Raw genomic sequence first — 25,853 nt, 5'->3', positions numbered from 1 at the left:
TCAGTGGTAGTCATCGATTGAAATGATCACGACAATTTTGCCGTTCGGCTCATGCTTGAATCGCAAGAGCAGGCGCCATTGATCATTCAGCCGCATCGAGTGCTGACCCTCTCGGTCCCCCTTAAGCTTTTCGTAGTGCAAAGACTTCATGGCGTAAAAGGCGCGCTCGTCGAGCGCGGCACGGATCAGTTGCATCCGTTTTCGGAACGCCTTAACCACGGCAGCGTCGAAATCGGCGGTGTACTTCGGGTCAGCCTCAAGCCTCTGTAGCGAGGCATCGTCGAATTCCACGTCCATGGCAAGGATAGGATTAAAGACTAGGGTTGTCAATGAGCTTATTACACTTAGTGTAATAGTGTCAATTTAGAGTTTATCGCGTGTTCTGTTTGATCACTCGTTCTCCATTGGGACCCACGAGACATACCCCTTTGAGTCGCCCGATTCCGGTGATTCGTACTGCGTGGAGTCCGATTTGCCACCGGGCGATGACATAACACGGGATAACTCAACATTATCCCGTATGAAATTTTACAGATTTATCTTGATTTTCTACTGAAATTTTGTATGTAATTACATGGTATGTAATACAGTACGAAATACATCGGAGAGACATCCATGGCACGTGGCGGCGTCTACAGAAACGAAGTGGAAAAAGCTCGCAACGCTTTGTTGGCGGAAGGAAAACATCCGTCTGTCGACGCAGTACGCGTGGCGTTGGGTAACACGGGATCCAAAACCACCATCCACCGCCATCTGAAGGAGTTGGAAGCCGAAGATGCCGGCGGCTTGGGCGGCCAATACCCGATCAGCGACACCCTGGCCGATTTGGTGAGCCGGTTGGCCGGGCGACTGAACGAGGAAGCCGACACCAAGATTGCCGAAGCCAAGAGCCGTTTCGACGCACAACTTCAGGATCGCGGTGAGCAGCTCGAGAAAGCTCGGCAAGAAAACACCGCGGTGCAAGCCCAACTCGAACGTACCGAAACCGCCTGCCACGAAGAGAAGATCGCCCACAAGACCACCCAACAATCGCTTCAGGAGGCGACAACTCAGATCCGCGGGCTCGAAGAGCGCATTGCCGGCCTGAACACACGCCTGGCCGAACACGAGGCGCATGCCCAGTCGCTGGAAGAAAAGCACCGCCACGCCCGCGAGGCCCTGGAGCACTACCGCACTTCGGTCAAGGAGCAACGCGATCAAGACCAGCGGCGGCATGAACACCAGATCCAGGAACTGCAGGTCGCGCTGCGCCAGGCGAATGAAACGATCGCTGAGAAGAATCACGAGTTGCTGCAGCTCAACCGCGATAACGGCCGCCTGACGGAGCATGGGGCGCGGCTGGATAAGGAACTGCATCAGGTACGCGGCGAGGTGCGTGCCGCTCACGACGAAGTCGCCTCGCTCAAGACGGCCGTCGCGGAACTGGCGACCTTGCGCGCCACCTGGACCCAAGACCTCCAGACGCTTGAGCGCCTGCGCGCCGAGCTCGCCACGACGACACGGTCGTTGGACCAGGAGCGCACCGCGCGTCAGAGTGCCGAAGGCGACGCACTGAAAGCCCAGGCACGCTTGCAGGCGCTGGAGGACGTGCTCGCCAAACTGCAACCGCCTGCAGGCGCGACAGCGGCGCCGGCTACCGGCTAGAGGGCGTTATTGTTTGCCGTGGCGTCGACGGTTCTCATAAACCGTCGCCTGCCACTGCGCGATATCCCTTGACCGCGCGAAGGAACCGCGACGCCCCGCAATATCGAATACCTCAACCTCGACGCGTTCTTGAGAGAGGGCTTTGCGGAACGATGCCGGCGTCGCGAAGCCCAACTCTTTCCACAGAGCGGTAGGCGGGACGAACTCCCCGTATCGGTCGGTCAGGCGCGATTCGAATTCTTGAACGAGGTCGCTCATCGCGGATGGGTCGATTGTTCACACATCTCGGCGGGATTACCGCATGCAAGGTAGACGCAACCTACATATCGAGGCAAGCGGCGATTGATTCGATCGACCTCATCGTCTCCGACGATGAAAAAATTGCAGGTGTGAATTCGTCGGTTCGGAACCTACGATTTGAGGGTCGCAATTTCGCGCCGAATGCGGGCGATCAGAGCATCCGTTTCGGCGTTGTTTCCGCCGGTGTGGGATAGCATCAGCAACGTCAGCGGATGAATGGCCAGAACCTGGCTGATCGCCGCGAGTTTGTTGAGCGTGGGGCTCTTCATGCCGCGCTCGAGCGAACTCATGTACGTGCGGCTGGACACGTCGGAAAACGCCTCCTGGCTCAGGCCGCGCGCTTTGCGAGCCATCTTGAGCGCTGCGGGGAGGGATCGTTTGCTCGGCATCCGTGAACTCTCGGGAATTCGCGGATGACAACGCATTGAACCCTATAGGACTACAATCTATAGTGTTCATTTTCATGGACTTGCGCTCAGCGACGTCCATTTTCTCGAAGGTGAACGGTGGATTCGAACGATCTGACGGCTACTCTGTATTTCGCCGCCGCGGTCCGTGCTGGAGCGGACAGTTCTCTCACTCGGCTGTTGCCACTCCAGCGCCTCAAGGAGCCTCTCTCGCCCCACGAAAGCTTCTCCCAGCGCATGTTGTTCGCGTTGCAGGCGCTCGGTGTGATCCAACCGGAGCTCTCGCTATCGAATGCGGAAGACTGGCTGACCGCGAAGGATTGGTTCGAGATGGGGCCGCAGACTCTGGCCTGGCGCATCTGCTGGTCTCCCGGAGATTGCCGTGAACGCAACGCGATGGCGAACGCGCTGCTGAGCGGCATCGAGCCGTCGAACGACGTTCTCAATGCGCTGTTGGACGTCTGGCGGGACTTAGCGCTGGCCGAGGTGGTGCAATATGCGGGTTGGGAGTTGGCGAAATCCGGGTACAACCCGAAGTGGGCGGAGGCCGCGACGTCCAACCTCAGAGAGGCCCTCCACATCTTTAGCATCGCCCAGGTGATGCACCTTACCCAGTTGGCGATGCGCTCGCTGGCCAGCACGCATCAGCGGGGCGGGATCGCGTCGAGCCGGCTGGGCACCGTCTTCGCGGACTCCGTCAGCTACTTTGCTCGCCGTGCCAAGCTCGAAAAATGGACGGTCCGAGAGGTGGCTCGACCCGCGGAACTGCCGATCAGCGCGATCGTCACACTGTTCACCCAACAGGTCACTCGTTTGCACGACGAGTACGCGACGCGCACGCCGTCGGTCGCAGCCGTGCTCGATGCCATGACCCGTGCTCGATCCGTAAATTAACGAGAACCGTCCCCGTGACCCGATATTCCATCAATCCCGAGGCGGCGAGCGGACCCCAGGCGTACCTGGACTCGCCATTCACCGGCTCCGCGATGCCGGCGCCCAAAGTCTCGCTCCAGGAACTCGAGAAATTGCGCCGGCGTGCCAAAGAACAGAAGGATGAAGTGCCGTTCTTTCGTGCCTTGTTGGATGCCGCGGTGTATGCGCATGCACCGCTATCGGACGACTCGGGCCGCGTGCGATTTATTCAATTTGCCCATCCAGACACCCAGGCCTTGCTCTTGCCGTTCTTCAGCGATTCGCAACAGGCGCACCAAGCCTCAGGAGGACAGCGCAAGGTCATCGCGATGACCGGGCGGGATTTTTTTGAGGTGACCTTGGGGGCAACCCTGATCCTCAATCCGAACGAGGACCACGTCATCCTGTATCCCGAGGAAGCTCAGGGGCTGCTCGAGTCCGGCACCGTGGCGCCAATCGATGTGGAGCAACTCCAGGAGGAGACGACGAGGGGGTTTCGGCTGCCGATCCATGCCCCTGACTGGCTGGAAGCCCGGCTGCAGGACATGTTCGTCCAGTTGCCCTACGTCGAAATCGCGTATCTGGCCGAAATGATCCGGCTGGACGATCCCGAGAACTTTGTCCTGATCCTTGCTGCGGGCGTCGCTCCGGAGAATGCTGAGCGCGCCGGCCGGGCGGTATCGACCAGGATTTACACCTGCTGTGCGGGACTTCAAATCTCGGTGGATTTGGTCACGTTCGATCCGGCCGTGGGGCCGCCGGAGTGGGTTCATTCTCTCGATGTTCGTCCAATCTATGAGCGAAGCAGGGATGACTAACTGGCGCTAGCCAAGAGCACACTGAAGGGGTACAGGCGGAATTTTGGCTCGTCACAAATTGCACGAAATCCGAGGTACCCTCGGCGAAACGCTCAAACGGTAAGTTATTGACCTGTAAGGGTGTTATTGATTTGGCTCGTCACAAATTGCACGAAATCCGAGATCACCCCATGAATCGCTCAGGCCAGCACGAACCCACAGGTTCCGGCCAGTTCGAAGAATCCTGGGAACGAGGTCGCGACGTTGGCGCAGTCGAGCACGCGCACCGCACCACCGGCGACCAGACCGGCGACGCAGAAGCTCATCGCGCAGCGGTGGTCGCCCGTGCTGTCGGCCTCGCCCGCGTGCAGCGCGCCACCTTCGATGACGGCGCCGTCCGGCGTCTCCTGGATGCGTGCGCCGAGTGCGCGCAGGCCCCGGGCCATCACCGCGATGCGGTCGGACTCCTTGACCCGCAACTCGGCCGCGCCGCTCACGCGCGTCGTGCCCCGGGCCACGGCGGCAGCGACGAACAACGCGGGAAACTCGTCGATCATGTCCGGCACCAGAGTCACCGGCACGTCGATACCGTGCAGCGGGGCGTAACGCACGACCAGATCCGCAATCGCCTCGCCGCCGGCTTCGCGCGCATTCGTTTCGCGGATATCGGCGCCCATCAGGCGCAACGCCTGCAGCAAACCGGTGCGACGCGGATTCATGCCGACGTCGAGCAGCGTCAATTCCGATTCCGGTACGATGCTCGCGGCGACGAGGAAAAACGCCGCCGAGGAAAAGTCCGCCGGCACGACGATGTCGGTCGCCCGCAGGCGCTGGCCGCCGCTCAATCGAGCGTGGCCTGCGGAAAATTCGATCGGATAGCCGAACGCGCGCAGCATGCGCTCGGTGTAGTCGCGCGTCGGGTGCGGCTCATGCGCCTGCGTTTCGCCCTGCGCATACAGACCGGCCAGCAGCAGTGCCGACTTCACCTGCGCGCTGGCCACGGGCAAGGTGTAGTCGATGCCGCGCAATGACGCGGCGCCGTGGATGCGCAGCGGCGGCAAGCCGCCTTCGTTCGAATCGATCTTCGCGCCCATCCGCGCGAGCGGCTCGATCACGCGCCGCATCGGCCGCTTCGACAGCGATTCGTCGCCGATCAGCGTTGTGTCGAACTTCTGGCCCGCAAGCAGGCCCGCGAGCAGGCGCATGCCCGTACCGGCATTGCCGCAGTCGATCGGCATCGACGGCGCCTTGAGCCCGTCGATGCCGACGCCATGCACGATGCGCTCGCTCGCGCTCGGCGTCTCGATGCGCACGCCCATCTGCGCGAACGCGCGTGCGGTCGCGCGCGTGTCCTCGCCTTCGAGGAATCCGCTGACACGCGAAACGCCATCGGCGAGCGAGGCGAACATCACAGCGCGGTGCGAAATCGACTTGTCGCCAGGAACGCGCATGCTGCCATTCAGGCCGCGCGCGAAGGAACTCGTCCAAACCAGATTGCTCATCGGTACGTCTTGGCAGGGGAAACATCCATGCCGCCGCGAGCACCCACGCCCGCGCGGCGAACCGCGAACACTAGCACAGCGGCCGGGATATCGCCCTATTCCACCGACGCGCAAGGAACTTCAAGGCCTTCGCGACATTCGGACAAGCTCGCCTCATATGCAAATGGACGGCATGCACATGCACGCACTCGATAGAGCCTGGCGCTACGGATATCTGTATCTGACTTTGGCGATTGCCAGACTGGCGGCTCATTGGCCGGGCCGAAAGCACAACGTAGATGACGCTGTGCAGGCGACAGCGCCAGGGTTGTCCATCCTGATTCCCGAGCGCGGCACGCCCGACCTTCTCGAGCAGACCTTGACGGCGCTGGACGCGGCCTTGTTCCAGGTGCACGAGCCGAGCCAAATCGTCATCGTGGTCAACGGTGTGGGCGAATCTGACTACGCCGGCCTGGTTTCGCGGTTCGGTTCTGCCGAGTGGCATTTCGTTGCCGAACCGCTGGGTTTCAATGCCGCGATCGAATTTGGTCTGAAGCGCGTCCGCCACACATGGACCTATCTGCTCAACAGCGACATGTGCCTGGATCCGCACGCGCTGCAGGAGGCGCTGATCCACCGCCGTGTGGACGTGTTCGCCGTCGCTTCGCAGATCGTCTTCGCCGAACCCGACCGTCGGCGCGAGGAAACTGGCTGGACCGACTTCACCGACGATGCACACGCTGTGGATATTTTCGACCGGGCGCCGGAAGTCGACGGCGGCGTGCGCAATGGCCTCTACGCGGGTGGAGGTTCCTCCCTGTTCCGCACCGCCCCGCTGTGTCGCTATGTCAGCGAAAGTGCGGACTATGCGCCGTTCTACTACGAAGACGCTGAATGGGGGTTGCGTGCCTGGCGCGAGGGCTGGGCGACGCTGTTCTGCCCGCGTTCGCTGGCGCGACATCGCCATCGCGCCACGATAGGCAAGTTCTACGCAGCGGACGAAGTGGAACGAATTCTGCGACGCAACCGCCTGCTGTTCGACCTGCGCAACGCCTGGACCCGCCTGTCGCCATTGCAACTCGTCCGGCGCATTAGCCGTGAAGACACGCAGACGCAGGCCGAATTGTTGAATCTGCCTGCGTTGCATCGCATCTGGCATGCGCGCATGGATGCGTTGCGCGCACAGGCGGCGGGCTTTGACCCGCGCACGGCGTTGCCGCACGCCGGCACTACGGCGAACCGTGCAGCGGTTGCAGTGCAAGCCGACACCATCGCGCTGCGCACCGCGCCGCTACCGCGCATCCTGTGGATCGAGCTGACCTCGCGCTGCCCGTTCGATTGCGTGTTCTGCTCGCGCAAGCTGCTGCGCGGCGCCGGCCAGCATCTCGACTTCGAGTTGTACCGCAGGCTGATCGCCGAACTGAAGTCGCCCGACATCATCCGCCTGAACTATTCCGGAGAGTCGGCCCATTATCCGCACCTCGTCGAAGCCGCAACACTTGCGGCCTCGACCGGTGCGCGCGTCGAGCTCGTCACCACGCTGGCTGCCCTGCCCGAGCACAAGCTCGCCGGTCTCGTGCATTCGGGGCTGACGCGCCTGACGATTTCGCTGCATACCCTCGATGCGGAACAATTCGAGGACATCTACCGATTCAGTTCGCTGGCGACGATGCGCGAACGCATCGAAGGCGCGATCGTGCTCGCGAAGACCGCGCCACGCGAGCTCGATGTCGATTTCGCCTTCGTCGCCATGAAGCGCAATCTGGCGCAGATCGACGAGATTGCAGAATACGCCGTGCGCCTCGGCATCGCGCGCCTGGCCGTGCATCCAGTGATCCGGCGCGACCCGATCGAGGAAACCTTCATCGCGGAACTCGACCATGGCCATTTGCGGCCAACCTTCATCGCCGAACTCAACGCGCGGATCGGTACAGTGCGTGCGCGCTACCCGCAACTCGCGATCGAATCGTCGACGCCCGAGCTCGAACATGCCGAGCCGCTGTCAGAGGAGCCGCGTTATTTCCCCGGCAGCATCCCGGCCGGTGCGATGATCCATTCCTGCGATCAGGATCCGTGGGAAACCATCCACGTCCTCGCCGATGGCAGCGTCGTCAGCTGCGAGCAGCGCGATCGCATCATGCTCGGCAACCTGCACACGGCGAGCCTTGCAGAACTCTGGCACGGCGAAGCCTATCGGCGCTTCCGCGCAACCTACGCTTCCGCGCGTGACGCGCACTGCAACGCCTGTCCGTACAAAAAGGTGCGTCTGCCCGCCGAAATTCCACGGCATTTCCTCGCGCCGGATACGGGACGCGCCAGCCTGCTCGACGGCTGGTACGCGGACGATGCCGAGAAGATCGTCTGGAGTCGCCCCGCTGCGCAATTGCAGTTGCGCGCGGACGGTGACGGACGCATCAAGGTGCTCGGCTATCTGCCAGCTGGCATCGACGGCAGGAACCGCATCGAAATGCGCGTAAACGGACGGCAGATCGCCGCCTTCGTCAACCGCGGCACCGCGCTGCAGGAGTTCCGCATCGACGCCGCGTTGCGCGCACAAGGCCGGATCATGCTCGAGTTCGCCACCTCGGACGACTACTGCCCGATGGAGCGCGGCGAGAGCCGCGACTCGCGCCGGCTCGGTTTCGCTCTCGCCGAGGCTCGTTTCGATCCGGCTGGCTGACGGAAATTACAGTACCGCCACCGGATACGAGCCGAGAATCTTGATCTGCGCCGCGTGCGCTTTCAGCTCGGCGAGCGCGGCCTTCATCGGCGTATCGTCGATGTGGCCGGCGAGGTCGATGAAGAAGGCGTATTCCCACTTCGCGTGATGCGAGGGCCGCGACTCGATGCGGCTCATCGACACGCCATGACGCGCGAACGGGCTGAGCACGTTGAACAGCGCACCGGGCTGGTCCTTGATCGAGACCAGCACCGAGGTGCGGTCGTGGCCGCTGCTCGGGAAGAACTGGCGGCCAAGGACGAGAAAGCGCGTGGTGTTGTCGTCGCGATCCTGGATCGGGCTGACGACGACCTTCTTCAAGCCGTAGACATGCCCCGCTGCCTCGCCGGCGATCGCCGCCGCGTCATCGGCATTGCGCGCGCGGCGCGCCGCTTCGGCGTTGCTCGACACCGGAATCTTCTCGGCCTTCGGCAGGTTCGCGCGCAGCCAGGCCTTGGTCTGCGCAAACGACTGCGGATGCGAGTAGATGCGTTCGATGTCTTCGATATGCCCCGAACGCGAGAGCAGGAACTGGCGCACGCGCAACTCGACTTCGCCGCAGATCTTCAGGTTCGATGTGAGGAACATGTCGAGCGTGACCTGGATCGTGCCCTGCCCCGAGTTCTCGACCGGAACGACGCCGAAATCGGCATGACCGGCCTCGACCTCCTGGAACACTTCCTCGATGCTCGCCAGCGGCAGGCCGTGCGCCGAACCGCCGAAATGCTTGCGCATCGCCTGCTCGCTGAACGTGCCTTCGGGGCCGAGGTAGCCGATCTTGAGCGGCTCCTGCTGGGCAAGGCAGGCCGACATGATTTCGCGGAACACATGCACGAGCACTTCGTCGGCGAGCGGACCATGATTGCGGTCGATCGCCATGCGCAGCACCTGGGCCTCGCGCTCAGGCCGATAATAGTCGACCGCCGCCTTGAGCGGGCCCTTGGCCTTGCCGACCTGCTGCGCCCAGCCAGCGCGCTCGGCGATCAGTTCCTGGATCTGCCGATCGATGCCATCGATGCGCGCGCGCGCTTGAGCGAGGTCGAGTGGCGCTGCTTTGACGATGGCGGATTTGTTCTTCGGAGTCTTTTTGGCTGGCATGGGACTACTTGTACGGAATCGGGGGCATGGTGCGGATCGGGTCAACCGTAACGCTTGGCGAAATCGCGCATGAAGTCGGCCAGGGCATGCACCGCTTCGAGCGTCACCGCATTGTAAAGCGAGGCGCGCATGCCGCCGACCGCCTTGTGGCCCTTGAGTGCGAGCAGACCGGCGGCTTCGGATTCCTTGAGGAACAGCGCGTTCAACTCCTCGTCGAACAGGGTGAACGGGACGTTCATCCACGAGCGCGACGCTGGCTCCACCGGGTTGCGATAGAAGCCACCGGAGCCGTCGATGCCGGCGTAGAGATGCTCGGCCTTGGCGCGATTGCGCTCGCCGATCGCGACGAGGCCGCCCTCGCCCAGCAGCCACTTGAACACGAGGCTGGCCAGATACCAGCCGAACGTGTTCGGCGTGTTGAGCATCGAATCGTTGGCTGCGTGTTCAGCGTAGTTGAAGATCTTCGGCAGATCTTTTGGACAGCGCTCGAGCAGATCCTCGCGCACGATCATGACGACGAGGCCGGAGGCACCGATGTTCTTCTGCGCGCCGGCGTAGATCAGGCCGAACTTGCGCACATCGAGCGGGCGCGAAAGGATGTCCGAGGACATGTCGGCGACCAGCGGCACGTTGCCGACGTCCGGCACATGCTGGAACTCGACGCCGTGGATGGTCTCGTTCGGCGTGTAGTGGACATAGGCGGCGTCCGCGTGCAGCGTCCAGGTGTCGCGCGCGGGAATCGCGGTGTGTCGGCTCGCATCGCTGTTCGCCGCGATACGCACGTCGGCCAGCGTCCACGCCTCGCGCACCGCCTTCTCGCCCCAGTGGCCGGTGACGACGTAGTCGGCGATCCGGTCGCGGCGGGCGAAATTCATCGGAATCTGGGCGAAGTGCTGGGTCGCCCCGCCCTGCAGGAACAGCACCTTGTAGTTGCCGGGAATGTCGAGCAGGGAGCGCAGGTCGCACTCCGACTCGGCCGCCAGTTCGGCGAACAATTTGCCGCGATGGCTGATCTCCATCACCGAAGCACGCGCCTGCCCCCAATCGAGCAGTTCGGCCTGCGCCTGGCGCAACACCGCCTCGGGCACCGCGGCCGGGCCGGCGGCGAAATTGTATCCACGACTCATAGGGGCTCCCGACTGGAGCCCTGCATTATGCCGCAGCGCCGCAAATTGGCAATCGGTCCAACGCGGCGGTTCCGGGCGGCCGATCAGGGTAGAAGCGGCGCAATGATGCTGCGCCAGAGGTCGTAGCCGGTGCGGTTCATGTGCAGGCGGTCGGCAACGAACAAGTCCTCACGCGGCTGGCCGGACGAGTCGAGCATCCTGCTCGCGACGTCGATGTAGACGAGATGCGGATGCGCCGCCGTGTATGTGTGAATCTTCGCGTTCGCCTCGCGCATGACCGGCAGCAGTGCCGCGCGCGACGGGCTTGGCTTGATCGAAATGAACGCGATCGGAGTCGTCGGCAAATCCTTGCGCACGCGCGCAACGAAAGCCACGTAGTCGTCGAACACCTGTTGCGCCGTGTGCCCGTCGGCGACATCGTTGTCGCCCGCGTAGAACACGATCATGCCCGGCTTGTACGGCACGATGATGCGGCCCGCGTAGTACGTCGAGTCGGCGATACGCGAACCGCCAAAGCCGCGGTTGAGCACGCGCTTGCCGGGGAAGTCATCGGCGACGTCCTTCCAATGCTCGATCGACGAGGAGCCGATGAACAGGATCGCGCCGGGCTTCGGCGGATTCGCCTTGTCCGCTGCTTCAAATTTCTGGATGTCCTTTTCCCAGATCGCGGAACCGGCCTGCAATTGCGCGGCGGCGAACGGGCTGGCAAGCGCCAGGCATAGCAAGGTGAACATTGCGGCGAGCCGCAGCGGAAAATTTCTCGTCACGTCATGTCCTCAATTCGAAATCGTCCGCATCCATCCATGCCGGGAAGCGCTCGCGATGCGCGGCGAGCGCCGCCGGGTCGAGGGTCACGGTAACGACCTGCTCGTGGGCGCCGAGCTCGACCAGCGGCGCACCGACGAAATCGAGCGCCGCGCTGTCGCCCGAATAATGCAGCTGGTTGCCGTCAACGCCGACGCGGTTGACGCCGACGACGTAGGCCAGATTCTCGATCGCGCGCGCGCGCAGCAGCGTGCGCCACGGTTCGCGCCGCGGCGACGGCCAGTTGGCGACGAAAATCGCGAGATCGTAGTCGAAGCGTTGCGCGGCCTGGTCGTAGCGGTTGCGCAGCCAGACCGGAAAGCGCAGGTCGTAGCAAACCTGGGGCAGGATGCGCCAGCCGTTCAATTCGACGATCAGGCGCTTGTCGCCGCCCGCGTAGCGCTCGTGCTCCCTGGCCATACGGAACAGATGGCGCTTGTCGTACAGATCGAACGAACCGTCAGGGCGCATCCAGACGAGGCGGTTGACGCAACGTTCGCCCTCGCGGACCACCATGCTGCCGGTGATCACGCTGCCGACTTCCTGCGCGAGCGCCGTCAGCCAGGCAAAACTCTCGCCCTGCATCGTCTCGGCCTGGTGCAAGGTCTCGTTGGTGAAGCCGCTGGTGAACGTTTCCGGCAGCACGATCAGGTCGCTGCGCCCTTTCAGCGCGCGCGCGAATGCTCCGTAGTAGCCGCGATTGGCTGCGGCGTCATGCCAGCGCGTCGCGCCCTGGACGAGCGACACGCGCAGCGATTTGATCACAGCCTGCACAATCGCTCCGCCGCTTTCGCGAGCGTGTCGTCGTTTTTGGCGAAGCAGAATCGTACAAGGCGTGTTGCGGGCGGCGTCTCGTAGAACGCAGACACCGGAATCGCCGCGACGCCGGCGTTGTGGATCAGCCACTCGCAGAAGTTCAGATCATCCATGTCGCTGATCGCCGAATAGTCGGCGACCTGGAAATACGCACCGCGCACCGGCAGAGGTTTGAATTTCGAATCGGCGATCAGTTCGCGAAAGCGGTCGCGCTTGGCTTGGTAGAACGCGGGCAGGTCGAGGTAATGCTGCGGATCGGTTTCGAGCACCTCGGCGAATGCCCACTGGGCCGGATTGAACGTGCAGAACGTGAGGTACTGGTGCACTTTGCGGAACTCGGCGCTGAGCGCCGGCGGCGCGATGCAGTAGCCGACCTTCCAGCCGGTGCAATGGTAGGTCTTGCCGAACGAGGAGACGACGAAGCAGCGCGCGGCCAGTTCGGCATGGCGCAACACGCTCTGGTGCGGCGCGCCGTCAAACACGATGTGTTCATAGACTTCGTCGGAAAGGACGAAAATATTCGTGTCGCGCACAATCGTCGCGAGGGCGTCGAGATCGGCCGTCGACAGCACGGCGCCGGTCGGATTGTGCGGCGAGTTGATCACGATCAGGCGCGTCTTCGGCGTGATCGCGTCCTTGACCCGCTGCCAGTCGACCGAAAAATCCGGCAGGCGCAACGGCACATGCACGGCGCGGCCGCCGGACAACTCGATCGCCGGCTCGTAGCTGTCGTAGCACGGATCGAGCACGATGACTTCGTCGCCCGGATGCACGACCGCGGCGATCGCGGCGAACAAGGCCTCGGTCGCACCACTGGTCACCGTCACCTCGGTGTCGGCGTTGACATTGGCGCCGTAGAGCCTTTCGGTCTTCAGCGCGATCTGCTGGCGCAGTGCTGGAATGCCAGTCATCGGCGCGTACTGGTTCTTGTGCTCGTTCATTGCGCGCGCCAACGCATTGCGCAATGACTGCGGACCCTCGAAATCGGGAAACCCTTGCCCCAGGTTCACCGCCTTGTGCTGCGCGGCCAACTGCGACATCACCGTGAAGATGGTCGTGCCAACCTTGGGAAGCTTGCTTTCTATTTGCATTCTTTACGTCGATTCGGAGATACGTGATGAGCGATGAAGGCTTGTGGCCAAAGCTAGTGTGGGCGCACCTGCCCTTTGTCGCCTGCCGCCCGCCATTTGACCGCTCACTTGATCAGCTTGATTTCGCGCAGCCGCTGCTGCAGGTACTCGTGCGAGGTGATCGAGGTATCGTAGCGGCGCGGGTTGTCGGCAGTGATCGTCTGCGGCAACGGGTCGAGCACGACATCAGGGTTCGGATGCAGGAAAAACGGCACCGAGTAGCGCGGCTGGCGCGCCTTCTCGCCCGGCGGATTGACCACCCGATGCGTCGTCGACGGATACACATGGTTGGTCAGACGCTGCAACATGTCGCCGATGTTGACCACGATCGTGTCGCCCTGGGTCGTGATCGGCAACCACTCGCCGTTGCGCTGCAGAAGCTGCAGGCCTTCGGCACTGGCACCGACCAGCAGGGTGATGAAATTGATGTCCTCATGCGCGCCGGCGCGAACGTTCGGGACCTCCACCTGCGTGATCGGCGGATAGTGAATCGGGCGCAGGATGGAATTGCCGAAGTTGGTCTTGTCGTCGAAATAGTTTTCGGGAAGGTCGATATGCAGCGCGAGCGCGCGCAGCACGCGCGAGCCGAGCGCATCGAGCGCTTCGTAGAGTCCGTAACCGTATTCCCTGAAGCCCGGCACTTCGCTCGGCCACAGGTTCGGCGCCATGTGCTCGGCGTACTTCGAGCCGGCGGGCAGCTCGCGGCCTATGTGCCAGAATTCCTTGAGATCGAAATACTTCGAGTCCTTCGCCGTCTCGATGCCGAACGGTGTGTAGCCGCGCGCGCCGCCCGTGCCAGGCATGTGGTACTTCATCTTCGCCTCGCGCGGCAGCGCGAAGAACTGCTGGAACGCCGCGTAGGACCGGTCGATCAATTCCGGCACAATGCCGTGACCGGAAATGCCGCAGAAACCGTATTCGCGATAGGCCGCACCGAGCTCGGCGACGAAGGCGTTGCGGTCGCTGTCGTAGCGGCGGATGTCGAGGGTGGGAACCTGGTGGGCCATGCTTCGTACCTGATCAGCGAAAGGGACTTGCGCCGGTGAACGGCGATGCTGGAACCTGGGCAATCAGGAGCGATTGCCGGGTGCGCTTGCCGATTTTACGGCGTCGCCGAGTTCAGCGGCCAGCGTACGCACTTCGGCGTCGTCCTCGCCTTCGACGGTGATGCGGATTAGCGGTTCCGTACCGGATGCCCGCAGCACCACGCGCCCGCGCCCATGCAAACGCCGTTGCAACTCGGCAAAAACCCGTTGCACGTTTCCATCATCGAGTACCGGCGCGGCCGTACCGGCGACGGGCACATTCAAGGTAACCTGGGGCACGCGCGACACGCCCGCACACGCCTGCGCGAGCGTCGATCGGGTCCGTTGCAACACCTCGAGAACGAGCAATGCGGTCAGGATGCCGTCTCCGGTCGTCGTACGGTCCAGGCAGAGCACGTGCCCCGAGGCTTCACCACCGAGCACGCCGCCCTTTTCCTTCAACATCTGCAGCACGTAACGGTCACCGACCTTGGCCCGCAGGAATGGCACACCAAGTTGCCCGATCGCGCGCTCGATACCGAAGTTCGTCATGATCGTGCCGACCACCGGGCCTTTCAGTTTCCCCTGCCCGTGCAGGTCCCTGGCCAGAATGTAGATGATGTCGTCGCCGTCGACGAGGGTGCCGTCCTGATCGATCAGTTGCACGCGGTCTCCGTCGCCGTCGAAAGCGATGCCGAGATCGGCGCGTTCGGCGAGCACGGCCCGCTGCAACGCCTGCGGATGCGTCGCACCGCAATCCGCGTTGATGTTGAATCCGTCCGGTGCGGCACCGATGACGATGATGTCGGCGCCAAGGTCGGCGAACAGGCGGGGCGCGATCTGGTAGGTGGCGCCATGCGCGCAGTCGAGCACGATGCGCCGCCCGCGCAGGTCGAGCGCATTGACGCTTGCGCTACAGAACGCCTCGTATCGTGGCGCGCCATCGCGCACGCGCGTCGCCTTGCCGATCTGCTCGGAGGCGACCGTCTGCATCGGTTCGGCCAAACTGCGTTCGATCGCCAGCTCGATCTCGTCGGAAAGCTTTTCTCCCTCGGCGTTGAAGAACTTGACGCCGTTGTCGTAGTACGGATTGTGCGAAGCGCTGATCACGAGGCTCGCCGTGGCACGCAGGCGCCGCGTCAGCCACGCGACCGCCGGTGTTGGCATCGGTCCGAGCAGATGCGCACTCGCGCCCGCCGAAACCAGGCCCGCTTCGAGCGCGGATTCGAACATGTAGCCGGAAATACGGGTGTCCTTGCCGATCAACACGTCGGCATGCCCGTCGTTGCGCTCGCGCAGAACGCGCCCGAGCGCGTGGCCTACGCGCAGCATGAATTCCGCGGTGATCGGGTCGGCGCCGACCCGACCACGGATGCCGTCCGTGCCAAAGTAGGTTTTCTTCATGCGACTCCCGCGATCACATCGTGTTGGTGGATTTCTCCGACCCCTGCAGTTCGGCGAGCATGGCTTCGATCTTGACCCGCGCCGATTCGCTCTCCGGCGAATCGTTGAACTGCACGCCGATGCCGGCGACGCGATTGCCTTGCGCTCCCGGCGGCGTGATCCACACAACCTTGCCCGCGATCGGCATGCGCTCCGCCTCGCTCATCAGTGAAAGCAGGATGAACACATCGTCGCCGAGCCCGTAGCGCTTTGCCGTCGGCACGAAGATACCGCCACCGCGGGCGAAAGGCATGTAGGCGTTGTACAGCGCGTTCTTGTCCTTGATCGACAGCGACAGGATGCCTTGCAGCGGTGCGCCGCCGACGGGACCAGCAACCATCACTCCACTCCCTCATTGAACGTTGCGGTTTGCCCGCTCGCTGCCGACCAGGCGGTCAGCAGTTCGAGCATCGCCAGATCCGGGCGAATCGGACCGCGCAACAGATCGCGCGCGCGATTGGCCCGGTCGAACCAGATTGCAAGCTTGGCCAAATCGACCGGCCGGGTCAAGGCGAGCGGCCCGCCCGCATGCGCGGATGCGACCCGTGCTTGCGCGCGCGCCTGCTGCCGGGTCAGCGCGGCGGCAAAGTGCAGGCGCAGATCGGACTCGTCGCGGCTCCAGCGCTGGGCGACCTCGAAAGGCAAAGAGATTCCGGCATTGAGTTCACGTAAGTCCCGGGCAACATCCTGGCACAGCTTCAACCGGTCGGTCTCGATCCACGCCAATACTTGCCCCGGATTGCCGTCACTGGCGTCCAGCGCCTGGCGTGCCGCAGCATCCGTGACGCCGCGCTGGCGCAGCCAGGCTTCGGCGACCGCGCGCTCCGGCGTATGCAACTCCACGCGCTGGCAACGGCTGCGGATCGTCGCCGGCAGCCGCGCCGGTTGCGTGGCGACGAGGATCAGGTGCCTGCCCGCACCGGGTTCCTCGAGCGTCTTGAGCAAAGCATTGGCGGCGGCGACATTGAGTGCATCCGCCGGCTCGATCAGCGCCACCTGGGCGCGCCCGAACTGCGGCGGCAGTGCCAGCCACTCGGACAATTCGCGAATCTGCTCGATGACCAACTCGGCGTACATCTTCTTCGGGCTTGCCTTGGGGTTCCAGACGTAGCCGACGAAGCGCGCATCGGGGTGATTCGGATGGCCGGATGGCTGCGCCGGCGAACCATCGGGCCGGGTTTCCTCCGGATCGCGCTGCGTGCGCACCGCGTAGAGGCGGCAGGAACGGCAAGTTCCGCAGGCAGCCTCGTCCGGTTGCTCGCATAACAGCCATGCCGCGCAACGTTCTGCGAATTCGCGCTGGCCCAGACCCGCGGCCCCGCACAGCAGGATCGCGTGCGGCATCGTCCCGCGCGCGCGCCGCGCAACGAGCAGGCGCCAGGCTTCCTCCTGCCACGGCGCGAGCATCATGCCCCGCCCGCCGCAACGAAGCCGGCCACGGCGTCGCGCACCTGATCGAGCACCGCATCCAGCGGCTGGCCCGCGTCGATGATGCGAAAGCGCGCCGGCTGCGCGGCGGCACGCGCACGATACGCGGCACGTACGCGTTCGAAAAAGTCCTGTGTCTCCAGTTCGATGCGATCGGCCGGCCCGCGCCCTCGCGCGCGCGCGAGGCCGACACCTACGGGCAGATCCAGCAACAGGGTCAGATCCGGTTGCAGGCCGTCGGCGGCCCAACGCTCGAGTTCGGCGATGCGCTGGTTCGGCTGTCCGCGCCCGCCGCCCTGGTAGGCGTAGCTTGCGTCGGTGAAGCGATCGCTGAGCACCCAGCGTCCCACGGCCAGCGCCGGCGCGATCGTCTCGCGTACATGTTGCGCGCGCGCGGCGAACATCAATAGAAGCTCGGTTTCCGCCGCGATACCACCGTGCAGCCGTGGGTCGAGCAGCACGCTGCGGATCGCTTCCCCCACCGGCGTGCCACCCGGTTCACGCGTGACGACGACGTCGACACCGGTCGCGGCAAGCAGCGTACGCAAGGCGTCGAGCACCGTGCTTTTGCCCGCGCCCTCGCCGCCTTCGAGAGTAATGAATCTGCCTCGTATCGTCACGTTCACTGCCTGTGCAACTGGTATTTGGCCACGGCGCGATTGTGCGCCTCGAGCGTGGCCGAGAATTCGTGGCTGCCGTTGCCGCGCGCGACGAAGTAAAGCGCCTCGGTGTCGGCCGGATGGATCACCGCGTCCAGAGCGGCCTTGCCCGGCAATGCGATCGGCGTCGGCGGCAGGCCGGTGCGCGTGTAGGTGTTGTAGGGTGTGTCGGTATCGAGGTCGTGACGGTGGATGTTGCCTGCGTAGTTCGCGCCCATGCCGTAGATCACGGTCGGGTCAGTTTGCAGTTTCATGCCGAGCTTGAGCCGCGAGAGGAACACGCGTGCGATCTGCGGTCGCTCCTCGGCCCGCCCGGTTTCCTTTTCGACGATCGAGGCGAGGATCAGCGCCTCGTATGGCGACTTGAGCGGCATATCCGCCACGCGCTCGGTCCAGAGTTTGTCCAGCACCTTGCGCATCGCCTCGCGTGCGCGGCGCAGCACGTCGAAATCGCTCATGCCCTTGACGTAGCTATACGTCTCCGGCAGGAAAACACCCTCGGGCGGCAGGTCGGCGTCGCCCAGGCGGCGCATCAATTCGGTGTCGTCGACGCCGGACAGGGTCTGCTGCAACGCCGCGTCCTGTGCCAGCGCGCCGCGCAGCTGGGCGAACGTCCAGCCTTCGACGATCGTGAACTTGTGCTGGATCACCTCGCCGGCCGCCATCTTTTTCAGCAAGGCGCGTGGTGTCAGTCCAACCTCGAGCGCATATTCGCCCGCGTGCAGCTTGCCGGCCACGCCAAGTTCGCGCGCGAGCAGGCGCCAGAAATACGGATTGCCTGGCCGCACGCCGCGCTCGTCGAGCAGGTTCACGATCGCGGGCAGGTGCGCACCGATCGGCACGTCGATCTGCGTGGCCTGGGCGAGGCCGGCGACCGGCGCATCGGCGAAGTGCCGGTAGCGCGTGAACAAATATCCGCCCAACACGACAGCGCCGATCACGAGGATGGCGACGACATGGAACAGGACACGTCTGAAACTGAAACGCGGGGACGGGCGACTCATGTGCGTATTGTGCCTCAGTCGGCCACGCCAAGCGCGCGCAACAGTCCCCGCGCCTTGTGTCGCGTTTCTTCGAGTTCGCGTTCGGCGACCGAGTCGATGACAATGCCGGCTCCGGCACGGAAACGTGCGTCCTTGCCGCGCAACTCCATCGTGCGGATCAGGATGTTCAGATCCATGTCGCCGTCGCGATTGAGATAACCCAGCGCGCCGGTGTAGGCGCCGCGCGCGCGCTGTTCGAGTTCGGCGATGATCTCCATCGTGCGCACCTTGGGCGCGCCGGTGATCGTGCCGCCGGGGAACACCGCGCGGATCGCCTGCGCCGGCGTGATGCCGTGCCGCAACCGCCCGCGCACATTGGAAACGATATGGTGCACGTGCGCGTAGCTCTCGACCGCCATCAGCTCGTCGACGACGACCGAACCCGGCACGCAGATGCGGCCGAGGTCGTTGCGCTCGAGATCGATCAGCATCACGTGCTCGGCGCGCTCCTTGGCATGGCCTACGAGTTCGGCGATGCGCGCGGCCTCGTCCTCGCCCGCGCGACGTGGCCGCGTGCCCGCGATCGGACGCGTTTGCGCGCGATCGCCGCGAATTTCGATCAGCCGCTCCGGTGACGAGCTTGCGACTGCCCAATCGCCCCATTGCAGCAGCCCGGCGAACGGCGCCGGATTGGCGAGGCGCAGCTGCGCGTAGACGTCTGCCGCCGCGGGCCGCGCGGCGAAGTGCGCGCGCCATTCACGCGAAAGATTCGCCTGGAACGTGTCGCCGGCGCGCAGGTAGGCATGGATGCGTTCGACGCCGTCGAGGAATTCCTGCGCATCGTCCTCCTCGATCCGCGCCTCGGGTAGTACCGACGCAAAGTAGCCAGGCGCCTGAGCGAGATCGTGCGCAATCGAATCCAGCCAATGCGTCTGTTCCGCTTCCGCGACGAGGACGGTCTTGCGCGCGTGCCGATCGACGATCACCGCGGCGGGGCAGCGCAAGGCCAGCGCCACTGGCGCGCAACCGCGTGCCGTGAAAACCGGGCGCTGCGGCTCGATTTCCGCAACCAGTTCGTAGCCGAGGTACAGCAGCCAGCCGCCGCGAAAGGGCGGCAGCCCGTCCGCCGGGGCAACACCGCGTTTCTCGCTCGACCGGCCTGCCCAGTTCGCGTCAAGGGCGGCGAGGAATGAATCCCCGCGATCCGCGCCGCACAGGTCGCGCACGCGGCCATCCGAATCGAGCGTCAGCCCGGTCTCGTCTGCCGCAAACAGCACATCGAACCGCGCCGACCCGCCGCCCTGCGCCGCGCTCTCGAGCAAGCCCGGGTAGCGCCGCGGCCAACACGCGGCCAGTGCCAGCAAATCAGGGCTGCCGGGCAATTCCCGAGTAACGAAATTCATCGAATCCCAATGTGTGCGGAGACCTGGCTTCGGGCTTGTGCCGTGGGCGGTCGATCCGCCGAGGCGCGGCCGCGCCCGCAACGGGCATGCCCCGCCCGATTGCAGGCGGCAATGCAACGAGGCGCGCCGGCGGCACCGCTCCGGCTCCGCAACGAGTCTACCAGTGAACCCCGCGCATGATTGCCGCGAACGCGACCTGCTCGCTCGTGGGCTGCTGTTCCAGCTCCGTCCTGCCCTTCATGCCTTTCGCCGCGGCCGAGTCGGGAAACATGCGGAACGCGGTGTTCATGATCACTTCGTACAGGCGCGGCGCGGCAGCGTAGAGCAATTGGGCGAAGATGCCGGTACGCGTGGCGATGCGCACGGGGCGTTCGATGATGGCCTCGGCGATCAGGTCGGCGGCTTCTTCGGGCGTCAGCGTCGGCACCGAGTCGTACATCTTGGTCGGTGCGATCATCGGCGTCTTCACCAGCGGCATGTTTATCGTGGTGAAATTGATGCCGTTGTCGGAGAACTCGGCCTGCGCACAGCGCGAGAACGCGTCGAGCGCGGCCTTCGAGGCGACGTAAGCCGAGAAGCGCGGGGCGTTGGTCAGCACGCCGATCGAGGAGATGTTGATGACGTGGCCGCGATGGCGCTCGGTCATGCCCGGCAGGAAGCCCATGATCAGGCGCAGCGAGCCGAAGTAGTTGAGTTGCATCGTGCGCTCGAAATCGTGGAAGCGATCGTAGCTCGAAGCAATCGCGCGGCGGATCGAGCGGCCAGCGTTGTTGACGAGGATGTCGACGCCGCCGTGCTCCTTGACGATCGCGGCGACGAGATCGTCGGCCGATTTCATTTCGGCCAGGTCGGCGACGTAGGTATGGCAGACGCCGCCCGCCGCTTCGATTTCCTTCTTCGCCGCGGCGAGTTCGTCGGCGCCGCGCGCGCAGATCAGCACCTTGCCGCCGGCGCCGGCGATCTTCAGCGCCGCGGCCTTGCCGATGCCGGACGAACCGCCGGTGATCAGCACGCGCCGGCCTTTGACCTTGCCGCTCAACGAACGATCGACGAACAGGTCGGGATCGAGATGGCGCTCCCAGTAGTCCCACAGGCGCCAGGCGTAGCTGTCGAGCCTGGGCAGCCGGATTTTCGAGCCGCGCAGCGCGCGTTCGGTTTCGCGTGAGTCGAAGCGCGTCGGGTAGTTGATCAGCTTGAGCGCCTCTGCCGGAATGCCGAGGTCGCGCAGCACGGCGTTGACGAAGCGCTTGACCGGCGGCAGGCTCGCGAGACCCTGCTTCACCACTGCGGGCACGAACGCGAACATGCGCGCGTCGAGGCGCATCGACATCTGCGGCGCATGCCCTGCATGGGCGAAGATGTTGAGCACCTGGCCGATGCGCAGCGGTGCCGGGTCGGTCAGATGGAACACGCCGCCGTCGAGGCCGGGCTTGTGCGCGATGTGGTCCATCGCATCGACCACGTAGTCGACCGGCACCATGTTGACGCGCCCGCCTTCGATGCCGAGCACCGGCATCCACGCCGGCAGCATCTGGCGCAGCTTTTTCAGCGTGCGGAAGAAATAGTACGGCCCGTCGATCTTGTCGATCTCGCCGGTCTGCGAGTGGCCGAGCACGATCGCGGGACGATAGATACGATACGGGCGCGTGCAATCGCGGCGTACGATCGCCTCGGACTCGTGCTTGGTCTGGAAGTACGGATTCGCCTCGACGTCCTCGGCTTCGTCGAACATGTCTTCGCGGAACACGCCCGCATACATGCCGGCGACCGCGATCGAACTCGCATGGTGGAAGCAGCCGACCCTGATTTCGTCGGCCAGCTGTACCGCGTGGCGCGTGCCCTCGACGTTGGCCTTGTACTGGCTGTCGGCATCGGCGGCGAGATCGTAGATCGCGGCGAGATGGAAGAAGTGCCTGACCTTGCCCGCGAGCGCCTTGCGCTGTGCCGGCGATATGCCGAGGTGCGGCTTGCCGATGTCGCCCTGCACCGCGACGAGGCGCTTGCCGTCGTCGCCGAGGCGGTCGCGCAGCGCCTCGAACTTGTCCATCGATCCCTTGCGCACGAGGCAATGGATCGTGCCCTTGCGCGCGAGGAGCTTTTGCACGAGGTTGCGGCCGATGAAACCCGTCGCGCCGGTGACGAAATAAGCCATGGTTCACCCCATTGTTGTCCTGCGGCGAGTATTGCACGTCGCGAATGGAATGCGTGCTGCGTTGCATCGCATTGGCGTTTGAATCGGCATCTGCGTTGACCGGGCGAACGCCGCGTGCGTAAAATTCCGCGCAGTCCTCCGGGGAAATTTATGGCCGACCTGAAAGCGAAGTTCGAGAAAGCGAGCGAAGACGTCAAGCAGCTCAAGGAACGCCCGGACAACGACACCCTGCTCAAACTCTACGCGCTCTACAAGCAGGGCTCGGAAGGCGACGTCTCCGGCCCCAAGCCCGGGTTCTTCGATTTCGTCGGCACCGCCAAGTACGAAGCCTGGGCCAAGCTCAAGGGCACCAAGGCAGAAGACGCGCAGCAGAAATACGTGGACCTCGTCAAGAAGCTCGGCGGCTGACCGCCGCGAGCGGCGCACATGGCGCGGCAGACGAAGGATCGCATCCTCGAGGTCAGCCTCGCGATGTTCAATGCGCAGGGCGAGCCCAACGTCACCACGAACCATATCGCCGACGAGCTAGAGATCAGCCCCGGCAACCTCTACTACCACTACCGCAACAAGGAAAACATCGTCGAACACATCTTCGCGCGTTATGAAACGCGCATGGATCAGGCCCTGCTCGTGCCCGACGATCGCCTACCCACGCTCGAGGACGTGTGGCTGCAGCTGCACATGGTGTTCGAGTGCATGTGGGACTACCGCTTTCTTTACCGCGATCTCGTCGACATCCTCTCGCGCAACCGCAAGTTGCGTTCGCACTTCGCGCGCATTCTCACCCGCGCGGGCGCGAGCACGCGCGACGTGCTCACCGGCCTCGCCCAGGCCGGGATCGTGCGCGCGACTGCCGACGAGATCCGCGCAACCGCGGAGAACGTGCTGCTGGTGACGACGTTCTGGCTCAACTTCAACGCGGTGCGCGGCAGCGGCGATTTGCACAAGATCGCACCGAGCCAGGAAGACCTGACCCACGGCATCTACCAAGTGATGCTGCTGATTGCCCCGTTCCTGCGCGATGCGGAACGCGTGCATCTCAATACGCTGGCGCAGGCGTATCGGCGCTGACGCGCTCGCTCGCGATTCATCTTGCCTGCTTCTTGCTGGTCATTCCCGCATGCTTTTGGCGGGAATCCAGCGACTTTGCTCTTGCTCGTCATTCCGGCGCAAGCCGGAATCCATTTTGATCTTGTTCTGCTCTTGCAACCGCGTCCATTCGCCTTTCCGCGCGCATCCCGCGCGCGGGTCACTTTTCTTTGCTTGCACAAAGAAAAGTAACCAAAAGAAATGCACCCCGGATGCCGCGCCCTCCGCGCTTCGCGCTCCGGGTGCGCGAGGTCATGCCGGGGTTCGCTCGATGGACATCCGTGTCCATTCGCGAACTCGCGCGCTTCCTGCGCGCGATCCTTGCGGACTATTCCGTCATGCCCTCGCCGCGGCAAACGGGGACCCGAAAATCAAGAGCTGAACAAAAGCAGGATCAAAAAGCGTCGAACCTCGATTGTGCACCTCTCCCGCTAGCCGGAGAGGTCGAAGCGCAAAGCGCTTCGAGTGAGGATGGCATTTGGGAGAACGTCACTGTCTTCGGCTACGCCACCCTCATCCGGCCCTTCAGGCCACCTTCTCCCGCCAGCGAGAGAAGGGAACATTTGAAGATTATTTCGCGGCCTTCAGCTTGCGCGTCAGCGTGGCGACCTGGCGGCTGAGGTCTTCAATCTCGCGCTTGGTCGGAATGCCGAAACGGTTGAGCACGCGGCCGACGCCGTTTTCGACGACCTGCGCATAGGCGCCGAACTGCTTCTCGACGCGCAGCAGGATCGGACTGAAGACACCGGTCGCCTGCGCCTGCGCGTCTGCGACGGTTTCGCGCGCGAACTGCGTGCCGCGCGAGGCAAAACCCTGTCCGTCCTCGACGAAACGGCCGAACCATTGGCCGCCGTGCTTGCGCGTCAGCGAAAACGCGCCGAGGCTGGCGAGCCAGACGCGGCGCAGTTGCTCCGCCGGCGTATTCGCTATCTCGATCTTGACGTTCTTGGTCTTCTTGCCAGCCATGGTGTTGCCTCATTGATGGAATGCAATGGAAGCTAGCGGGCGGGGCTAGAACATTCACACTAACTGGGGTTATTCCGGACGCTGCGCGCCGGAATAACTCGCGGCGTTGGAGTCGGCCCTGCGGGCCGCTCAACGCCGCGTCACGTGGATCATTTGCGTGACTCGGACCTGAGCTGCGAAGCCCAGCTTGTTTGCGTATCGGGAAATGCTGGGCTTGTCAGTTCAGCCTACGCGCTACGAGTTCATCTCTTTGGGCAACATAAGCGTAACCAAGGAAAGAACTCCATCACCAAATTCGTAGTGCACATGATGACTTTTGCCCAGCACTTTAAGCCATGACTTGGTTGGTGAGGCTTCATACGCGGCTGCGTTGGCCAGACAAGCCTGCTCAGCGAGCTGAAATGACTTGTAAATCGGAACGCCGACCACGTCCTCCGCCACAGCTTTGAAGCCGTCGCGTGCAGCGATATAGCAGAAGATTGTCGAGAGAGCTTGACGCTCGTTGAAGCGAAACTGGACGCCGATAGAACGGATTGCTGCCCAATAGACGTCAGGTGTGTTCTCGTGAAAACGATCGAACGCGTAGATGACATCAACGTCGTAGTCTTCCAGCAACTCAATGATGCTGTCGTCTTTAAGTTCCTTTCCAAGTAGCGAGAGCATGATGTGAGTCCTACCGCAACTTGATCTGATTACTCTCGTACTTGCGATCGTAGGCGCGCAATTCGTCGCGGATATGCGCGATGCGCTGGCGGCCGAGGACGCTGCGTTCCTCGTCGAGGACGTTGGCGCCGAGCAATTCGGCCATGCGTTGCGCGGTCGGCAGCAGCGCGTCCCAGCCGTCGAGCGCAGGCACGGGGCCCGGCAGCGCCATGAAGAAGGTGACGCCCGGCGTCTGCAGGCTGTCGATCCCGCGCATGTCGAAGAAGCCGGGCTTGACCATGTTGGCCATGCTGAAGATCGGACCGGCTTCGGGGCGGCCGGCGACGAGGCGGTGAAAGATGTTCTTGTCGCCGAACAGGAGGCCGGCCTTTTCGGCGGCGACGATCAGGCTGGCGCCGTGGATCGTCTCGCCCGGTCGCGCGGCGACGTGCAGGGTGACGATGCGTTCGACCGGCTGGCCTTCCGGGCGCACGCCCGGCAGCGGGCCCTTGCGTGCGGGCGGTACGGGCGTGGGCGCGCCGACGCGGCCACCCGAGATCGCGGCGCCGAGCTTGTCGAGTTCGCTCTGGATGCCGACTTCGAGTTCGCCCTGGGCCGGCACGGCATCGGGATCGGGTATCTCACCCAGCGACGGTTCGAGGCGCTCGCCATCGACGCTCTGCCCGGGTTTGCGCCGGCCCTGCCCCGGCTTGCGCGGGCGGCCGAAGAAATAGATCAGCGCGAGCACGGCGATGCCGGCGAGGACGAGGATGATGCGTAGTTGGGTTGGGTCCATTCCGGCAACTCCGGGTCTTTTGTCTTACGCCA

At 63.9% G+C, this 25,853-nt stretch carries 26 protein-coding genes; 6 read left to right on the top strand and 20 right to left on the bottom strand.

Features of this window, described 5'->3' with window-relative positions; genetic code table 11:
- On the bottom strand, positions 1-297 hold the full coding sequence (locus AC16HO_RS12895) for a type II toxin-antitoxin system RelE/ParE family toxin (protein ID WP_484335488.1): 297 nt from the start codon (positions 295-297) through the stop codon (positions 1-3).
- Positions 298-615: 318 nt separating this feature from the next.
- Here AC16HO_RS12895 and AC16HO_RS12890 point away from each other — a divergent pair, with 318 nt between their 5' ends.
- Entirely contained in the window at positions 616-1,644 is a 1,029-nt protein-coding gene (locus AC16HO_RS12890) for a DNA-binding protein (RefSeq protein ID WP_484335487.1), read from the top strand.
- Between the two features lie 6 nt (positions 1,645-1,650).
- On the opposite strand, the gene AC16HO_RS12885 is transcribed toward AC16HO_RS12890, so the two are convergent.
- The gene (locus AC16HO_RS12885) at positions 1,651-1,902 is read right to left on the bottom strand and encodes a hypothetical protein (RefSeq protein ID WP_484335486.1); all 252 of its coding nucleotides are present in this window, start codon (positions 1,900-1,902) and stop codon (positions 1,651-1,653) included.
- A 152-nt stretch (positions 1,903-2,054) separates the two neighbouring features.
- Positions 2,055-2,333: a helix-turn-helix domain-containing protein gene (locus AC16HO_RS12880; protein ID WP_484335485.1), complete on the bottom strand. Its 279-nt coding sequence runs from the start codon at positions 2,331-2,333 to the stop codon at positions 2,055-2,057.
- Positions 2,334-2,450: 117 nt separating this feature from the next.
- On the opposite strand from AC16HO_RS12880, the gene AC16HO_RS12875 reads away from it, so the two are divergent.
- Positions 2,451-3,245, top strand: coding sequence for a hypothetical protein (locus tag AC16HO_RS12875; RefSeq protein WP_484335484.1), 795 nt, complete (start codon positions 2,451-2,453; stop codon positions 3,243-3,245).
- Between the two features lie 14 nt (positions 3,246-3,259).
- Positions 3,260-4,081 (top strand): SseB family protein, encoded by an 822-nt coding sequence (locus tag AC16HO_RS12870; RefSeq protein ID WP_484335483.1) that lies wholly within the window; start codon positions 3,260-3,262, stop codon positions 4,079-4,081.
- A gap of 179 nt (positions 4,082-4,260) precedes the next feature.
- Here AC16HO_RS12870 and aroA read toward each other — a convergent pair whose 3' ends face one another.
- The gene (gene aroA / locus AC16HO_RS12865; protein ID WP_484335482.1) at positions 4,261-5,562 is read right to left on the bottom strand and encodes a 3-phosphoshikimate 1-carboxyvinyltransferase; all 1,302 of its coding nucleotides are present in this window, start codon (positions 5,560-5,562) and stop codon (positions 4,261-4,263) included.
- A gap of 307 nt (positions 5,563-5,869) precedes the next feature.
- Between aroA and AC16HO_RS12860 the strand changes: the two genes are divergently transcribed.
- Positions 5,870-8,221, top strand: a complete 2,352-nt coding sequence (locus AC16HO_RS12860; RefSeq protein ID WP_395643702.1) for an SPASM domain-containing protein — start codon at positions 5,870-5,872, stop codon at positions 8,219-8,221.
- 6 nt (positions 8,222-8,227) lie between these two features.
- Here AC16HO_RS12860 and pheA read toward each other — a convergent pair whose 3' ends face one another.
- From pheA to AC16HO_RS12795, 13 genes are all read right to left on the bottom strand, one after another.
- Positions 8,228-9,358, bottom strand: coding sequence for a prephenate dehydratase (gene pheA / locus AC16HO_RS12855; protein WP_395643701.1), 1,131 nt, complete (start codon positions 9,356-9,358; stop codon positions 8,228-8,230).
- Between the two features lie 41 nt (positions 9,359-9,399).
- The gene (gene serC / locus AC16HO_RS12850; protein WP_395643700.1) at positions 9,400-10,485 is read right to left on the bottom strand and encodes a 3-phosphoserine/phosphohydroxythreonine transaminase; all 1,086 of its coding nucleotides are present in this window, start codon (positions 10,483-10,485) and stop codon (positions 9,400-9,402) included.
- An 83-nt stretch (positions 10,486-10,568) separates the two neighbouring features.
- On the bottom strand, positions 10,569-11,219 hold the full coding sequence (locus tag AC16HO_RS12845; RefSeq protein WP_395643710.1) for an SGNH/GDSL hydrolase family protein: 651 nt from the start codon (positions 11,217-11,219) through the stop codon (positions 10,569-10,571).
- Between the two features lie 34 nt (positions 11,220-11,253).
- Positions 11,254-12,063, bottom strand: a complete 810-nt coding sequence (locus tag AC16HO_RS12840; protein WP_395643699.1) for an amidohydrolase — start codon at positions 12,061-12,063, stop codon at positions 11,254-11,256.
- The gene (locus AC16HO_RS12835) at positions 12,051-13,196 is read right to left on the bottom strand and encodes a pyridoxal phosphate-dependent aminotransferase (RefSeq protein ID WP_395643698.1); all 1,146 of its coding nucleotides are present in this window, start codon (positions 13,194-13,196) and stop codon (positions 12,051-12,053) included. Before AC16HO_RS12835 ends, AC16HO_RS12840 begins: the two co-directional genes overlap by 13 nt.
- Positions 13,197-13,300: 104 nt before the next feature.
- Positions 13,301-14,242, bottom strand: a complete 942-nt coding sequence (locus tag AC16HO_RS12830; RefSeq protein ID WP_395643697.1) for an isopenicillin N synthase family dioxygenase — start codon at positions 14,240-14,242, stop codon at positions 13,301-13,303.
- A gap of 63 nt (positions 14,243-14,305) precedes the next feature.
- Positions 14,306-15,664, bottom strand: coding sequence for a phosphoglucosamine mutase (glmM, locus tag AC16HO_RS12825; protein ID WP_395643696.1), 1,359 nt, complete (start codon positions 15,662-15,664; stop codon positions 14,306-14,308).
- A gap of 13 nt (positions 15,665-15,677) precedes the next feature.
- Positions 15,678-16,043 (bottom strand): PilZ domain-containing protein, encoded by a 366-nt coding sequence (locus tag AC16HO_RS12820; RefSeq protein ID WP_395643695.1) that lies wholly within the window; start codon positions 16,041-16,043, stop codon positions 15,678-15,680.
- Positions 16,043-17,113, bottom strand: coding sequence for a DNA polymerase III subunit delta' (locus AC16HO_RS12815; RefSeq protein ID WP_395643694.1), 1,071 nt, complete (start codon positions 17,111-17,113; stop codon positions 16,043-16,045). The genes AC16HO_RS12820 and AC16HO_RS12815 overlap by 1 nt, the downstream gene beginning before the upstream one ends.
- The gene (gene tmk / locus AC16HO_RS12810) at positions 17,110-17,751 is read right to left on the bottom strand and encodes a dTMP kinase (RefSeq protein WP_395643693.1); all 642 of its coding nucleotides are present in this window, start codon (positions 17,749-17,751) and stop codon (positions 17,110-17,112) included. The genes AC16HO_RS12815 and tmk overlap by 4 nt, the downstream gene beginning before the upstream one ends.
- A gap of 2 nt (positions 17,752-17,753) precedes the next feature.
- The gene (mltG, locus tag AC16HO_RS12805) at positions 17,754-18,794 is read right to left on the bottom strand and encodes an endolytic transglycosylase MltG (RefSeq protein ID WP_395643692.1); all 1,041 of its coding nucleotides are present in this window, start codon (positions 18,792-18,794) and stop codon (positions 17,754-17,756) included.
- Positions 18,795-18,808: 14 nt separating this feature from the next.
- Entirely contained in the window at positions 18,809-20,176 is a 1,368-nt protein-coding gene (locus AC16HO_RS12800) for an aminodeoxychorismate synthase component I (RefSeq protein WP_395643691.1), read from the bottom strand.
- A gap of 157 nt (positions 20,177-20,333) precedes the next feature.
- A complete protein-coding gene (locus tag AC16HO_RS12795) occupies positions 20,334-22,328 on the bottom strand; it encodes an SDR family oxidoreductase (RefSeq protein ID WP_395643690.1) in 1,995 nt (664 codons plus the stop codon).
- Between the two features lie 150 nt (positions 22,329-22,478).
- Between AC16HO_RS12795 and AC16HO_RS12790 the strand changes: the two genes are divergently transcribed.
- On the top strand, positions 22,479-22,736 hold the full coding sequence (locus AC16HO_RS12790) for an acyl-CoA-binding protein (RefSeq protein WP_395643689.1): 258 nt from the start codon (positions 22,479-22,481) through the stop codon (positions 22,734-22,736).
- Positions 22,737-22,754: 18 nt separating this feature from the next.
- Positions 22,755-23,399: a TetR/AcrR family transcriptional regulator gene (locus tag AC16HO_RS12785; RefSeq protein ID WP_395643688.1), complete on the top strand. Its 645-nt coding sequence runs from the start codon at positions 22,755-22,757 to the stop codon at positions 23,397-23,399.
- 588 nt (positions 23,400-23,987) lie between these two features.
- Here the strand turns inward: AC16HO_RS12785 and AC16HO_RS12780 are convergent.
- The 3 genes from AC16HO_RS12780 to zipA all read right to left on the bottom strand — a co-directional run bounded on the left by AC16HO_RS12780 (position 23,988) and on the right by zipA (position 25,821).
- A complete protein-coding gene (locus tag AC16HO_RS12780; RefSeq protein ID WP_395643687.1) occupies positions 23,988-24,383 on the bottom strand; it encodes a phasin family protein in 396 nt (131 codons plus the stop codon).
- A gap of 234 nt (positions 24,384-24,617) precedes the next feature.
- Positions 24,618-25,046, bottom strand: coding sequence for a hypothetical protein (locus AC16HO_RS12775; RefSeq protein ID WP_395643686.1), 429 nt, complete (start codon positions 25,044-25,046; stop codon positions 24,618-24,620).
- Positions 25,047-25,056: 10 nt separating this feature from the next.
- The gene (gene zipA, locus AC16HO_RS12770; RefSeq protein ID WP_395643685.1) at positions 25,057-25,821 is read right to left on the bottom strand and encodes a cell division protein ZipA; all 765 of its coding nucleotides are present in this window, start codon (positions 25,819-25,821) and stop codon (positions 25,057-25,059) included.
- Between the last annotated feature and the right edge of the window lie 32 nt (positions 25,822-25,853).

Source organism: Rudaea sp., from assembly GCF_057139185.1.
The sequence above is the reverse complement of the archived record's forward strand: the minus strand, read 5'-3'. Positions and strand labels throughout refer to the sequence as shown.